Origin of the sequence: Streptomyces sp. V3I7, assembly GCF_030817495.1 — a bacterium.
Classification (GTDB): domain Bacteria; phylum Actinomycetota; class Actinomycetes; order Streptomycetales; family Streptomycetaceae; genus Streptomyces.
Window position 1 is genome coordinate 2,182,784 of the sequence record NZ_JAUSZK010000001.1, and the last position, 14,000, is coordinate 2,196,783.

At 71.5% G+C, this 14,000-nt stretch carries 14 protein-coding genes; 7 read left to right on the forward strand and 7 right to left on the reverse strand.

From position 1 onward, the window contains the following. Positions 1-104 precede the first annotated feature (104 nt). Complete coding sequence (locus tag QFZ74_RS10225) at positions 105-1,730, forward strand: transposase (RefSeq protein WP_307624101.1); 1,626 nt, start codon at positions 105-107, stop codon at positions 1,728-1,730. Positions 1,731-1,742: 12 nt separating this feature from the next. Here QFZ74_RS10225 and QFZ74_RS10230 read toward each other — a convergent pair whose 3' ends face one another. Beyond that, a complete protein-coding gene (locus QFZ74_RS10230) occupies positions 1,743-2,816 on the reverse strand; it encodes an alpha/beta hydrolase (protein WP_307620495.1) in 1,074 nt (357 codons plus the stop codon). 157 nt (positions 2,817-2,973) lie between these two features. Continuing rightward, a complete protein-coding gene (locus tag QFZ74_RS10235) occupies positions 2,974-3,855 on the reverse strand; it encodes a helix-turn-helix transcriptional regulator (RefSeq protein ID WP_307620496.1) in 882 nt (293 codons plus the stop codon). A gap of 178 nt (positions 3,856-4,033) precedes the next feature. On the opposite strand from QFZ74_RS10235, the gene QFZ74_RS10240 reads away from it, so the two are divergent. Continuing rightward, positions 4,034-5,461: an MFS transporter gene (locus tag QFZ74_RS10240; protein ID WP_307620497.1), complete on the forward strand. Its 1,428-nt coding sequence runs from the start codon at positions 4,034-4,036 to the stop codon at positions 5,459-5,461. Positions 5,462-5,562: 101 nt separating this feature from the next. Further along, positions 5,563-5,769: a hypothetical protein gene (locus QFZ74_RS10245; RefSeq protein ID WP_307620498.1), complete on the forward strand. Its 207-nt coding sequence runs from the start codon at positions 5,563-5,565 to the stop codon at positions 5,767-5,769. A 63-nt stretch (positions 5,770-5,832) separates the two neighbouring features. Here the strand turns inward: QFZ74_RS10245 and QFZ74_RS10250 are convergent, their stop codons facing one another. Further along, on the reverse strand, positions 5,833-7,215 hold the full coding sequence (locus QFZ74_RS10250; RefSeq protein ID WP_307620499.1) for a glycine--tRNA ligase: 1,383 nt from the start codon (positions 7,213-7,215) through the stop codon (positions 5,833-5,835). Positions 7,216-7,396: 181 nt separating this feature from the next. Here QFZ74_RS10250 and QFZ74_RS10255 point away from each other — a divergent pair, with 181 nt between their 5' ends. From QFZ74_RS10255 to QFZ74_RS10270, 4 genes are read left to right on the forward strand one after another with little or no spacing between them, the layout of a single operon-like run. Next, the gene (locus QFZ74_RS10255; protein ID WP_307620500.1) at positions 7,397-8,344 is read left to right on the forward strand and encodes a metal ABC transporter substrate-binding protein; all 948 of its coding nucleotides are present in this window, start codon (positions 7,397-7,399) and stop codon (positions 8,342-8,344) included. A 26-nt stretch (positions 8,345-8,370) separates the two neighbouring features. Further along, positions 8,371-9,171 carry a metal ABC transporter ATP-binding protein gene (locus QFZ74_RS10260; RefSeq protein ID WP_373462478.1) on the forward strand — a complete coding sequence of 267 codons (801 nt, stop codon included), beginning with the start codon at positions 8,371-8,373 and terminating at the stop codon, positions 9,169-9,171. Beyond that, positions 9,171-10,073, forward strand: a complete 903-nt coding sequence (locus QFZ74_RS10265; RefSeq protein WP_307620502.1) for a metal ABC transporter permease — start codon at positions 9,171-9,173, stop codon at positions 10,071-10,073. The genes QFZ74_RS10260 and QFZ74_RS10265 overlap by 1 nt, the downstream gene beginning before the upstream one ends. A gap of 59 nt (positions 10,074-10,132) precedes the next feature. Next, complete coding sequence (locus tag QFZ74_RS10270; protein WP_307620503.1) at positions 10,133-10,543, forward strand: Fur family transcriptional regulator; 411 nt, start codon at positions 10,133-10,135, stop codon at positions 10,541-10,543. Between the two features lie 148 nt (positions 10,544-10,691). On the opposite strand, the gene QFZ74_RS10275 is transcribed toward QFZ74_RS10270, so the two are convergent. Genes QFZ74_RS10275 through QFZ74_RS10290 form a run of 4 tightly spaced genes read right to left on the reverse strand, consistent with a single transcriptional unit; the run spans position 10,692 to position 13,664 of the window. Continuing rightward, entirely contained in the window at positions 10,692-11,225 is a 534-nt protein-coding gene (locus QFZ74_RS10275; protein WP_307620504.1) for a YcxB family protein, read from the reverse strand. Between the two features lie 35 nt (positions 11,226-11,260). Next, a complete protein-coding gene (locus QFZ74_RS10280; protein WP_307620505.1) occupies positions 11,261-12,112 on the reverse strand; it encodes an isoprenyl transferase in 852 nt (283 codons plus the stop codon). Between the two features lie 45 nt (positions 12,113-12,157). Beyond that, positions 12,158-12,907: a DNA repair protein RecO gene (gene recO / locus QFZ74_RS10285; protein WP_307620506.1), complete on the reverse strand. Its 750-nt coding sequence runs from the start codon at positions 12,905-12,907 to the stop codon at positions 12,158-12,160. A gap of 49 nt (positions 12,908-12,956) precedes the next feature. Further along, positions 12,957-13,664: a FadR/GntR family transcriptional regulator gene (locus QFZ74_RS10290; RefSeq protein WP_307620507.1), complete on the reverse strand. Its 708-nt coding sequence runs from the start codon at positions 13,662-13,664 to the stop codon at positions 12,957-12,959. Positions 13,665-14,000: the final 336 nt, after the last annotated feature.

Sequence of the window (14,000 nt, forward strand, 5' to 3'; positions counted from 1 at the left end):
CTATGGAACGGGGGGTTTGTCTGTCGAATGGGTGACCTTTGCGGGTGGTGGTCGTTGGGTGGGGTGGCGGGTTGCTTGGGGGCGGGTGGGGAGGGTGGGTGCCGGTGGGCGGGCTGCGGGAGCTGGCGGCGCCGTTCGTGGTGCCCGGTCCTTCCGGTGTTGCGGTCCGTGACCGGCTCAAGCACCTGAGCGCGGGGGACGAGGAGGTGCTGCGGCTGGTCGGTGACCATCTCGGTGGGCTTGCCTCCCGCGATCTGAAGGCCCGGTGTGCGGCCGGGCCGGACCACGACAGCGATGCGTGGGCGGAGCGCAAGCGTGTGCTTACCGGGGAGTCGTCGTCGCGGTGGGCGGGTTCGATCACGAAGGCCACGCACGATCAGTGGGGTCTGGCCCGGCGTGCCCAGCTCGCGCACGTGCAGGGGCTGGAGGCGGGGGTGCGCACGATCGAGCACCGGCTGTCCCTGCCGCTCGGACAGAAGGGCGGCAAGGGGGCGCCGGGCGGCTACCGTTCCCGGCGGGAGTGGTTCGCCAAGTCCCGCCGCCTGCATGTCCTCGAGGACCGGCTGCGGGCGGCGCGCGCCGACTGGCGGGCCGGTGTCGTGCACGTGGTGCGCGGCGGGAAACGGCTGCTGCACACCCGCCACCACCTCGATGCGGCGGGGCTCACGGAGCCGCGGTGGCGAGAGCGGTGGGAGGCCGCGCGCCGGTTCCTGGCCGCGGACGGCGAGTCCGGGAAGCGGTACGGCAACGAGACCATCCGCGTCACCCCGGACGGTGAGGTGAGCCTCAAACTCCCCGCACCGCTCGCCCACCTGGCGAACGCCCCGCACGGCCGGTACGTGCTGGCCGCCCGCGTGGCGTTCGCGCACCGGGGCGAGCAGTGCCGCGACCGCGTGAGCGCGAACCGGGCCGTCGCCTACCGCATCCACCAAGACCCGGTGCGTGGCCGCTGGTACCTCACCGCCTCCTGGACGATCTCTCCGGCGACGACCGTCCTCCTGGCAGCCGCCCGCGCGAACGGGCTGATCGGTGTGGACACCAACGCCGATCACCTCGCCGCCTGGCGCCTGGACACCCACGGCAACCCGGTCGGCCGGCCACACCGGTTCGACTATGACCTGTCCGGCACCACCGCCCACCGTGACGCCCAGGTCCGCCACGCCCTGATCCGGCTGCTGCACTGGGCCAAACGCCACCATCTCGCGATCGCGGTCGAGGACCTGGACTTCACCGCGGACAAGACCCGCGAGAAGCACGGCAGGCGCAAGAAGTTCCGCCACCTCATCTCCGGCCTGCCCGTGGCAAGGCTGCGCGCCCGGCTGGTCAGCATGGCGGCCGAACTCGACATCCCCCTGATCGCCGTCGACCCCGCCTACACCTCCCGATGGGGCGCCCAGCACTGGCAGAAACCCCTCACCGGCAAGAACAGGAAACCCAGCCGTCACGATGCCGCGAGCATCGCGACCGGCAGGCGCGCCCTGGGGCACCCGATCCGGCGACGGACGACACCGCCCCGCACCCACCAGAGCGATGGGTACGGGCATCGGACCGTCCAGGCCGGAGCAGGCACCCCAGGGCGTGAGGAACCCCGCCCCCGCATTCCCGGACCACGCACCAGATGCGTGCAGCCGGACGCGGCGAGAACGCGGGCGACCAGGACACCCAAAACCGTTCGGGATATCCGCAGCGACCAGGTATGGGCCCAAGACCCACTCCTGCTCACTGAATAGGAACGGTCTCAGTCAGTCACGGCTGAGCGCGGTATCGCTGTCGCTCAGGGCCGCACGCAGCGCGTCGGCCGCCTCGGCCGTGGCCTCGCGGAAGAGGTCCCCGATGCCGAGGAAGTTGGCGTAGCCGTGGATCAGGTCCGGCCGACGGCTGAGGACGACCTTCACGCCGGCCTCGGTGAGCGCCTCGGCGTAGGCCTCGCCCTCGTCGCGCAGCGGGTCGAAGCCCGCGGTGGCGATGTAGGCGGGCGGCAGTCCGGCGAGGTCGTCGGCGAGCAGCGGGGAGATGCGCGGATCAGCGCGGTCCACGCCTGCGGGGGCGTAGTGGTCGGCGAACCAGTCCATCTGCTCGCTGGTGAGGAAGAACCGGTCGGCGAACAGCTCGCGTGACCGCCGGTGCCGCGAGGCGTCGGTGGCCGGGTAGAGCAGCAGCTGGAACGCGGGCGCCGGGCCGCCGCGCGCGGTGGCGAGCTGGGCGGTCACGGCGGCGAGGTTGCCGCCCGCGCTGTCGCCGCCGACGGCGATCCGCTCCGGGTCGGCCCCGAGCTCGGCCGCATGGGCGTGGACGTGGTCGAAGGCGGCCAGCGCGTCGTCGACGGCCGCCGGGAAGACGTGCTCGGGGGCCAGCCGGTACTCCACCGACAGCACCCGTACGCCGGCCTGCCGGGCGAGGAAGCGTGCGGTGTTGTCGTGGCTGACCCGACTGCCGAGCACCCAGCCGCCGCCGTGCAGGAACACCAGCAGCCCGGACGGCGCCGTGAGTCCCTCGGGCGTGTACAGCGTGGCGGGCAGCTCGCCGTGCTCCGCCGGAACGACGATCTCCCGTGCGGTCACCGGCTCGATCACGGGCCCGCTCACGATGTGCCGGCCCAGCTCCAGCAGCGTGCGGGAGGTCTCCACCTGGTCGCCGACGACCAGTCTGGTCCCGGCGGCGCGCATCAGCCGGAGCAGCAACTGCGCGTCCAGGGCGAGTTCCTGGCCGTCCCGCCGGACCGGCGCTCCGGCGATGAGCCGCCGTAGCGGGCGGGGCAGTGCGAACGCCGCGCGGACGGCGGCCGCTTGGACGCGGACGGGAAGCGGAATCGTCATCGGGCCTCTCTCAGGCGGGTTCCACACACGCGGCAGGGGCTGGCCAGGCTCTCACGGAAGCGGCCCTGCCGGTAGATGATCGCGGCGGCTTCCCGAACCGGCCGAACGACCGAACCACCCGCATTGCAGAGGCAGTAGGGGTTGGAGGCGCTGTCGGTCAGTCGTCGCCCCGCGCGATCTCCAGCAGCTTCTCCAAGCGCTCGCGCGTCTCCTCGTTCTTCGGCGTGTAGGTCAGCATCCGGGGGCCGTGCTGCGGTCCTAGCCACAGGTCGGTGTGCTCGACGGTGAGATGGCCGACGTAGGGGTTGAGGAACTCCTTGGTCCTGGAGCGCATGCCGACCACCTCGTAGCGGTCCCAGTTCTCGCGGAACTCGGGGGAGGCCGACTTCAGACGCTTGAGGAGCATCTTCCAGGCGGGCTCGCCGAGATGGCCGGCCATGGAGGCGCGCAGCCGGGCGGCCATCACACGCATGACCTCGTCGAGGTGGACGATCGCGGCCTGCCAGTCGGGGTGGGTGTGGACGAGGAACACGCAGTTGCGGTCCTCCGGCGGGATCGCGTCGAGGTCTCCGAAGAGCCGGGCGTACGTGCGGTTGTAGACGAGGATGTCGTAGCGGCTGTTCTGGACGCAGGCCGGAACGGGCTCCAGGCGGTCCAGCATCTCGCGCAGCGCGGGCGTGAGGCTGGGGCAGCTCGCCGCGGGGGTCGGGTCGGTGGCGGCGGCCAGCTGGAACAGGTGGACCCGCTCGCTCGGGTCGAGCATGAGGGTGCGGGCGAGGGCGTCCAGGACCTGGACGGAGACCTGGATGTCACGGGCCTGTTCGAGCCAGGTGTACCAGGTGACGCCGACCGCCGAGAGGTGGGCGACCTCCTCGCGGCGCAGACCGGGGGTGCGGCGCCGGGAGCCGCGGGGCAGCCCCACCTGCTCGGGCGTGATCCGCTCGCGCCGGCTGCGCAGGAAGGCGGCCAGTTCGTGCCGCCGGATCGCCGCTCCCCGGGTCGCCGGGACGGCGGGGCTTTCCTGGGCCATGGTCGTCATGACTCCAGGGTGCCGTCCGGTCCAGCCTGTTTCCAGGTGCTCCTGCCACCAGGATGAGCCCGGCCCGGTACCCCTCTGCGCGCCGACCGCACTCGGGCGGAGGCTGTTGCCGGGTACTTCCTCTACCAGGACAAGGACACTCTGGTACCGGTCTGGGAACGGGCACATGCTCCGGTACATGACTGAAACCCTCAGCGCTCCGGCCGTCCGCGCCGCCCCGGCGCCGCGCGCACTCGGCGGGCCGGGCCTGTTCACCGTCCTGCTGGCCGCGGCGCTGCCGCTGGTCGACTTCTTCATCGTCAACGTCGCCCTGCCGGCCATCGGCACCGGTCTGTCCGCGGGCGAGGCCGTGCTGGAGCTGGTCGTGGCCGGGTACGGGGTGGCGTACGCCGTGCTGCTGGTGCTCGGCGGGCGGCTCGGCGACCTGTTCGGGCGGCGCCGGATGTTCCTCGGCGGAATGGCCGCCTTCGGGCTGACGTCGCTGGCGTGCGGGCTGGCACCGGACGCGTGGACCCTGGTGGCCGCCCGCGTCGCGCAGGGCGCCTCGGCCGCCGCGATGCTGCCGCAGGTCCTCGCCACCATCCAGGCCACCACCAGCGGCGCCCGCCGCGCCCGGGCGATGAGCCTGTACGGCGCCACGGCCGGGCTGTCCATGGTGGCGGGGCAGATCCTGGGCGGCGTCCTGGTCGCGGCGGACGTCGCCGGGACCGGCTGGCGGTCGGTCTTCCTCGTCAACGTGCCGGTGGTCCTGCTGGGGCTGGTGCTCGCGGTGCGGTACGTGCCGGAGACGCGCTCGCCGCGTCCCGAGCCGGTCGACGGTCCCGGGACGGTCCTGCTCGCGGCGTCCCTGCTGACGCTGCTCGCGCCGCTCACCGAGGGCCGCGCGGCGGGCTGGCCGCTGTGGACGTGGCTGTCGCTGGCCGCGTTCCCGGTGGTGGCCGGGGTGTTCTACGCGGTGGAGCGACGGGCGGACCGCGAGGGCCGTACGCCGTTGGTGCCGCCGAGCCTGCTCGCGCTGCCGTCGCTGCGCAGGGGCCTCATGCTGATCCTGCCGTTCTCCATCGGCTTCAGCGGCTTCATGTTCGTGATCGCGGTGGCGTTGCAGCGGGGCGCCGGGCTGGGTCCGGTGCCGGCGGGGCTGGCGCTGGCACCGATGGCGGTCGCCTTCCTGTGCGCGTCCCTGGCAGGACCGCGCCTGGTGGCCCGGCACGGCAGCCGGGTGGTGACCGCCGGGGCGCTGGTCCAGGGGGTGGGCGTGGCACTCATCGCCCTGGTCGCCTGGCGTGACTGGCCGGACCTGGGCATCGCCGCGCTGCTCCCCGGGGTCGCGGTGGCCGGCGCCGGGCAGGGGCTCCAACTTCCCGTCCTCATGCGGCTCGTGCTGTCCGACGTACCGGCCGCGCGAGCCGGGGTGGGAAGCGGCGTGATGGTCACCACACAGCAGTCGGCGATGGCACTGGGCGTGGCGACGCTCGGCACCCTGTTCCTCGCTCTGGCCCCGCGCCTGGGCATGCGGGACGCGCTGGTCACCACGTTGCTGGTGCAGCTGGCCGGGATCGTCCTCACCGGCCTGCTCGGTCTCCGGCTGCCGCGCGCGGTCCGCTGAGACCCGCCCGGATCCGGCGAACCCTCCCGCTCCGCACGCCAGTTGCTGCACACTCCTTGCGGTCGGAGTACGGAAAGCAACGGACGGACGTGGGAGGCGCCATGCCGCAGAGCATCACGACGAGCAAGGTCAGCCGCTGGGACCAGCACGGCCGGGAGCACGTGGTCCGGGTGCGGCGCACCGGCATCCAGCGCACGATCAGCTGCGACACCTGCGGCTGGCAGCTGACGACCCAGTTCCTGCCCTGGCTGAAGGCGCAGGAGCATCTGGCCGAGGCCCACCAGGCGACGGTGGACCCGTCGCAGTGACACAAGAACGCCCACCCACCGGCCGACGGCGTCGGACAGGTGGGTGGGCGAAGGAAGCGGAGGTCAGGCGCCGATCAGACGCGAGGCCAGGTAGCCCTCGATCTGGTCCAGGGAGACGCGCTCCTGCTTCATCGTGTCGCGCTCGCGGACGGTCACGGCGTTGTCCTCGAGGGTGTCGAAGTCGACCGTGACACAGAACGGCGTACCGATCTCGTCCTGGCGGCGGTAGCGGCGGCCGATGGCGCCGGCGTCGTCGAACTCGATGTTCCAGTTCTGCCGCAGCGCCTGGGCGAGGCCCTTGGCCTTCGGCGACAGCTCCGGGTTACGGGACAGCGGGAGCACCGCGACCTTCACCGGGGCCAGACGGTGGTCGAGGCGCAGCACCGTGCGCTTCTCCATCTTGCCCTTGGCGTTCGGGGCCTCGTCCTCGACGTAGGCGTCGAGCAGGAACGCCAGCATCGTGCGGCCGACACCGGCGGCCGGCTCGATGACGTACGGCGTCCAGCGCTCGCCGGCCTCCTGGTCGAAGTAGGAGAGGTCCTGGCCGGAGGCCTTGGAGTGCGCGCCGAGGTCGTAGTCGGTGCGGTTGGCGACACCCTCCAACTCGCCCCACTCCGAGCCGCCGAACCGGAAGCGGTACTCGATGTCGGCGGTGCGCTTGGAGTAGTGGCTGAGCTTCTCCTTCGGGTGCTCGTACCAGCGCATGTTCTCCTCGCGCATGCCGAGGCCGGTGTACCAGTTCCAGCGCTGCTGCATCCAGTACTCCTGCCACTGCTCGTCCTCGCCCGGCTTGACGAAGAACTCCATCTCCATCTGCTCGAACTCGCGGGTCCGGAAGATGAAGTTGCCGGGCGTGATCTCGTTGCGGAAGGACTTGCCCATCTGGGCGATGCCGAACGGCGGCTTGCGGCGCGAAGTGGTCTGCACCTGGGCGAAGTTGGTGAAGATGCCCTGGGCGGTCTCGGGGCGCAGGTAGGCGACGGAGCCGGAGTCCTGCGTCGGGCCGAGGTGGGTGGAGAGCAGACCCGAGAACTGCTTGGGCTCGGTGAACGTGCCCTTGTTACCGCAGTTCGGGCAGTTGAGGTCGGCCAGGCCGTTCGCCGGGGCGTGGCCCTTCTTCTCCTCGTACGCCTCTTCCAGGTGGTCGGCACGGAACCGCTTGTGGCACGAGGTGCACTCGGTCAGCGGGTCCGTGAAGGTGGCGACGTGACCGGAGGCGACCCAGACCTCGGGGGCCAGGATGACGGACGAGTCGATACCGACGACGTCCTCGCGCGACGTCACCATGTAGCGCCACCACTGGCGCTTGATGTTCTCCTTGAGCTCGACACCCAGCGGTCCGTAGTCCCAGGCGGCACGCTGGCCGCCGTAGATCTCACTGCAGGGGAATACGAAGCCACGGCGCTTGCTCAGGCTGACGATGGTGTCGATCTTGTCGGCGGCCACGGTGCTCTCTTCATTACGACGACGGCGACGAAGCGAGATGCTTCCAGCGAATGCTTCAGGTTACCGGCGCAGCCTCCCCCACCTCCAAATCGGTGTCCGTTACCGGACTCTCCTCACCTTTGTAAGGGCGATCGAGAGGGCTTGTTGACAACGGTTTCCATCTTTGTTGAAAATGACTCTCATGAACGTACGACGACGCCTCATACCCGCCCTCGCCGCGGCCGCCGCCCTCACCGGCCTCTCCGCCTGCTCGGGCACCGGCGCGGCATCGGGCGACACGGGCAGGTTCGACGTCGTCGCGTCCTTCTACCCGATGGCCTTCCTCGCCGAGCGGATCGGCGGTGACCACGTCCACGTCACCAGTCTCACGCAGCCCGGTCAGGAGCCGCACGACCTGGAGATCAGCGCACGGCAGACCGCGCAGCTCCAGGAGGCCGACGCGGTGCTCTACCTGAAGAACCTCCAGCCCTCGATCGACGACGCGGTGGCCCAGGCGCCGGTGAAGACGAAGATCGACGCGGCCTCCCTGACCACGCTGGAGACGCACGGCACCGAGGTCGGCGGCCACACGGCCGGCCACGACCACGCGCACGACGAGGAGCAGGGCGCCAAGGACCCCCACATCTGGCTCGACCCGGTGCGCTACGCCCAGGTCGCCGAGGGCGTCGGCAAGGCCTTCGAGAAGGCGGACCCGAAGCACGCGGCCGACTACCGGAAGAACACCGCCGCCCTGGTCGGGAAGCTCCACGGCCTCGATGCCGACTTCAAGGACGGCCTCGCCCACACGCGGAGCAAGGTCTTCGTCACCACGCACGCCGCCTTCGGCTACCTCGCCGAGCGCTACGGCCTCACCGAGGAGGCGATCAGCGGCCTCGACCCCGAGTCGGAGCCCAGCGCCGCCCGGGTCAGGGCCCTGCAGAGCATGGCGAAGGCCGACGGCGTCACCACCGTCTTCTACGAGACGCTCGTCAGCGGCAAGACCGCGGCGACCATCGCCCGCGACGCACGTCTGCGGACCGACGTCCTCGACCCCATCGAGGGCATCACGGACAAGTCCCGGGGCACCGACTACTTCTCGGTGCAGGAGGCCAACCTCAAGGCCCTGCGGTCCGCCCTGGGCGCCAAGTGACCATCACGGAGGGCGACATGAGTGACATGGACGAGTCCGTCATCGCGATGCGGGGCGTACGGGCCGAGCTGGGCTCGCGTCCCGTCCTGCGCGGCATCGACCTCACCGTGCGCCGCGGCGAGGTCGTCGCCCTGCTCGGTGCGAACGGCTCCGGCAAGTCGACGGCCGTACGCAGCGTCATCGGCCAGGTGCCGGTGAGCGCCGGTGAGATCGAGCTGTTCGGCACCCCGCGCCGGACCTTTGGCGACTGGGCGCGCGTGGGGTACGTACCGCAGCGCACCACTGCCGCGGGCGGGGTCCCGGCGACGGTCACCGAGATCGTCTCCTCGGGCCGCCTCTCGCGCTCGCGCTTCGGCCTGTTCCGCAAGGCCGACCAGGAGGCCGTACGGCGGGCCCTGGACCTGGTCGGCATGGCTGACCGGGCGAAGGACTCCGTGAACGCCCTCTCCGGCGGCCAGCACCAGCGCGTACTCATCGCCCGCGCCCTGGCCGCCGAACCCGAGCTGCTGATCATGGACGAGCCGATGGCCGGCGTCGACCTGGCCAGCCAGGAGGTGCTCGCCGAGACGCTGCGGGTCCAGGTGTCCCAGGGCGCCACGGTGCTGCTCGTGCTGCACGAGCTGGGCCCGCTGGAGCCGCTGATCGACCGGGCGGTCGTCCTGCGCGACGGCTGCGTCGTGCACGACGGGCCGCCGCCACGGGCCGCGGCCAGCACTCCCCCACTCTCGGCTTCGCTCGAGCGGGGGGACCCCCAGCCCGTCCACGACCACGTACACCCGCACGCCCCCGCGGGCCCCGATCCGATCTGCACGGGACTGCTGAGCTGATGGACCTCCTGAACTACGCCTTCATGCAGCGGGCGCTGCTCGCCGCCGTGCTGGTCGGCATCACCGCGCCCGCCGTCGGCATCTACCTCGTCCAGCGCCGCCAGGCCCTGATGGGCGACGGCATCGGCCATGTGGCGATGACCGGCGTCGGCCTCGGCTTCCTGCTGTCCACGTCCCCGGTGTGGATGGCGACCGCTGTCTCCGTGCTCGGCTCGGTCCTGATGGAACTGATCCGCTGGTACGGCCGCACTCGCGGCGACATCGCCCTCGCGATGCTCTTCTACGGCGGCATGGCCGGCGGCGTGATGTTCATCAACCTCGCGCCGACGGGCTCCAACGCCAACCTGACGTCGTACCTGTTCGGCTCGCTGTCGACGGTGTCGGAGTCGGACGTACTGGCGATCTGCCTGCTCGCGGCGTTCGTCGTCCTGGTCACCCTCGGCCTGCGCCGCCAGCTGTTCGCGGTCAGCCAGGACGAGGAGTTCGCCCGCGTCACCGGCCTGCCCGTGCGCGCCCTGAACCTGCTGACGGCCGTCACGGCGGCGGTGACGGTGACGGTCGCCATGCGCGTGGTCGGCCTGCTGCTGGTGAGCGCGCTGATGGTGGTGCCGGTGGCGGCCGCGCAGCAGCTCACCCGGAGCTTCGCCGCGACGTTCGCGATCGCCGTGGCGCTCGGCGTGACCGTGACGATCAGCGGCACCGTGACGTCGTACTACCAGGACGTGCCGCCCGGCGCGACGATCGTGCTGCTGACCATCGCCGCGTTCCTGGTGCTGACCGCGCTGGCCGCGCCGCTGGCCCGCCGCCGGGCCCGGGCCGCCGCCGCTGCGCGGCCGGCCGGGGACCCCGCGGAGTGCTCGATTCCCGGCGCGCGGGGGTCCGCCGACGAGGTCGGTGTCTGACCGCGCCTGCTCCGGCCTGGCAGAATGGCCCGGCAGACGCGGAGTTTAGGAGGCAACCGGTGACCACCGCTGGACCGCCCGTGAAGGGCCGCGCGACCCGCCAGCGTGCGGCCGTGGCGGCCGCTCTTGACGAGGTCGACGAGTTCCGCAGCGCGCAGGAACTCCACGACATGCTCAAGCACAAGGGCGACTCGGTCGGCCTCACCACGGTCTACCGCACCCTCCAGTCCCTCGCCGACGCGGGCGAGGTCGACGTCCTGCGCACGTCCGAAGGCGAATCGGTCTATCGCCGCTGCTCCAGCGGCGAACACCACCACCACCTCGTCTGCCGCACCTGCGGCAAGGCCGTCGAGGTCGAGGGCCCGGCGGTGGAGACATGGGCGGAGGCCGTCGCCGCGGAACACGGATATGTCAACGTGGCCCACACGGTGGAGATCTTCGGTACGTGCGCGGAGTGCTCCGCGGGCTAGGGGTGCCTCGTGAGCGCCGCGGGGTGCTCCGCAGGCCGACTCGTGAGCGCCGCGGGGGTTCCTGGCCGTTTCGGACCGCGGGTCGTCGTGGGCTGGTCGCGCAGTTCCCCGCGCCCCTTTTGGGGCGGGGATTCAGGCCGGCAGGGTTTCAGGCCCGCGTCAGGTGTCGGTCCAAGATTGCCCGCAGCCGGTCGGCGTCCGCCGGGTCGGCCAGCCCGCGCTTGGGCAGCGGGGTCAGGCAGCGCGCGTTGCGGTCGCCGCTGAAGAGGACGAACACCTCGGGGGTCTCCCGGTACACCGGCCGGGCGCCCCAGCCCTGGAACAGCGTGGTGTGCTCCGCGCGGATCGTGACCCCCTCGTCCGTCACCGTCGTGCGGCACGGCCCGATCAGGTCGGCCACCCGGGCCAGACCGCGTGCCTGAAGCAGGGGCACCACGGGGAGCCCGACGCCGAAGTAGCACATGAGGAGCAACGAGAACGGGTCCACCCGCCCGGCGGCCAGCTGGGCCGCGGCGATCAGCGCGAAAGCGACGAAGCCCAGGCCTATCGACCACATCATCACCCTGCCCGACCTGCTGACCTTCCGGCGCGCCCGCAGCGCCGCCGCGAAGTCCCGCACCTCGTGCCGGTACGTCAGCTCGACGGCTTCCTGAACGGTCTCCCGCCCCATGTCCATGACCATGAGGCGGGATCGTAGCGCCCAGGCGGAACCCCCGGTCAGCCGCCCTGGGGCCGGCCCTTCATCGCCGCCTCCATGGCCAGCAGTTGCTCGTTCGGAACGGCTCCGCCGAAGCGGCGGTCGCGGGAGGCGAACTCGATGCAGGCGCGCCACAGGTCGCGGCGGTCGAAGTCCGGCCACAGCACGTCCTGGAAGACCAGCTCGGCGTACGCGCTCTGCCAGAGCAGGTAGTTGGAGGTGCGCTGCTCGCCACTGGGGCGCAGGAACATGTCGACGTCCGGCATGTCCGGGTAGTACAGGTACTTCTGGATGGTCTTCTCGTTGACCTTGGACGGGTCGAGGCGGCCCGCCTTCACGTCCTCGGCCAGGGCCTGCGCGGCGTCGGCGAGCTCGGCGCGGCCGCCGTAGTTCATGCAGAAGTACAGGGTGAGCCTGTCGTTGTCCTTGGTCTGCTCCTGGGCGATCTGGAGCTCCTTGGCGACCGACTTCCACAGCTTGGGCATCCGGCCCACCCAGCGCACCCGGATGCCGAGCGCGTCGAGCTGGTCGCGGGTCTTGCGGATGAAGTCCCGGTTGAAGTTCATCAGGAAGCGGACCTCGTCGGGCGAGCGCTTCCAGTTCTCGGTGGAGAAGGCGTACAGGGAGATGGCGCCGACGCCCATCTCGATGGCGCCCTGGAGCACGTCCAGGACCTGCTCGGCGCCGACCTTGTGCCCCTCCGTGCGCGGCAGGCCGCGCTCCTTGGCCCAGCGTCCGTTGCCGTCCATGACGATCGCGACGTGGTTCGGCACGAGCTCACCGGGGAGCTTCGGCGCGACGGCGCCGGACGGGTGCGGCTCCGGCGTCTTGTACTCGCGGCGCTGGCGGCCCAGGATCCCGCGTACGACCATGTGCTTCTCGTCTCCTCTGTGGTGCTCGCGCCGTGTGCGGCGCGCCTACGACTTTTCCACGTACCGAAGTGAGCGCAGCCCGCGCTCCAGATGCCAGTGCAGGTAGGCGGACACCAGCCCGCTCCCCTCCCGGACGTACCGCGGCTCGCACGCGTCCGCGGTCTCCCAGTCTCCCGTAAGCAGCGCGCCGAGCAGCTCCAGGGTGCGCGGTGAGGGTACGACACTGCCCGCGACCCGGCAGTCGACGCAGACGGAGCCGCCGGAGGCGACCGAGAAGAACCGGTTCGGTCCGGGCATTCCGCACTTCGCGCAGTCGCCGAAGCTGGGGGCGTAGCCGTTGACGGCGAGGGAGCGCAGCAGGAAGGCGTCGAGCACGAGGTGCGGGGCGTGCTCGCCGCGGGCGAGGGTGCGCAGCGCCCCGACGAGCAGCAGGTACTGCTGCACGGCCGGCTCGCCCTCGTGGTCGGTGAACCGCTCGGCGGTCTCCAGCATGGCCGTCCCGGCGGTGTACCGGGAGTAGTCGGCGACGATCCCGCCGCCGTACGGAGCGATGGTCTCGCCCTGGGTGACCAGCGGCAGCCCGCGGCCGACCAGCTCGCTGCCCCGGGCGAAGAACTGCACGTCGACGTGCGAGAACGGCTCCAGGCGGGCCCCGAACTTCGACTTGGTGCGCCGCACCCCCCGCGCCACGGCCCGCACCCGCCCGTGCCCGCGCGTCAGCATCGTGATGATCCGGTCCGCCTCACCCAGCTTCTGGGTGCGCAGCACGATGCCGTCGTCGCGGAACAGAGTCATGGACCCATTCTCGCGTACTCCCCTACCGGCTCGGCACGCCGCCGGAAGGTCAGCCCGTCTCCCCCGCGGCCCGTGCCTCGATCGCGTGGAAGTGGACGGTCATGGCGCGCTGGGCTCCCTCGGTGTCGTGGGCGCGCAGGGCCGTGACGATGTCGCGGTGGCGGCGGACGGTGTCCCCGGGGGCGGGGACGGCGCTCCAGCCGCGGGCGTCGGCGACGCGGTGGAAGACGGTCCAGAAGGCGCCGAGGAGCTGGGGGACGAGGGCGTTGCCGAGCGGGGCGTAGAGCAACTCGTGGAACTCCCGGTCCAGTTCGGGGAAGGGCAGGCCGGCGCGGGCGGCGGCCTCCATCCGGGAGACCACGGACTCCAGGCGGGCCAGCTCGGGTTCGGTGATGGTCGCCGCGACCCGGCGGATCAGTCCCTCCTCCAGCACCTCGCGGACCTGGAGGATCTCGGCGAGGGCGCCCGCGTCGGTGCCCTGGCGGGTCAGGGTGCGGAAGGTGAGGCCGTCGACGAGCGGGGTGAGGGAGGCCTGGCCGACGTAGGTGCCGTAGCCGTGGCGGATCTCCACGATGTCGAGGGCCTGGAGCGCCTTGAGGGCCTCGCGGACGGAGTTGCGGCTGACGCCGAGGTCCTCCATCAGCTCCGGCTCGGTCGGCAGGGGCGCGCCGGGCGGTAGGCGGCGGTCGAGGATCAGCTGCACGACCGCGCGCTGTATCCGGCTGTTCCTGGGCTCCCCGGCGGTCATGCGCCGCATCGTACGCGCACCGGACCCCGTCGGCTCCCCTTCGGCGCAGGCCAGTACGGTGCGGCGTCAACTCCCGTCGTTTCGTCCGCCATTGGTCCGACCTCTGACGGGTGTCTCATTCGTGCGGGATCTCTTGACCCTCCCCATGGGTCCTTTTATGGTCACGCTGATCGAGCCGGACGTAGGACGTCGTACCTCCCCGTCGTATCCGGGTGTCTGCTCGCTGGAGGAACCGTGCGCGACCACGTAACCCCCGACCTGCCGGCGCTGCCCCGCCGGTCCCTTGTCAACTACCCGGGACTGAAGTCCCGGGCTTGCTGCTCGGGTCATCACTGGCGGTGATGG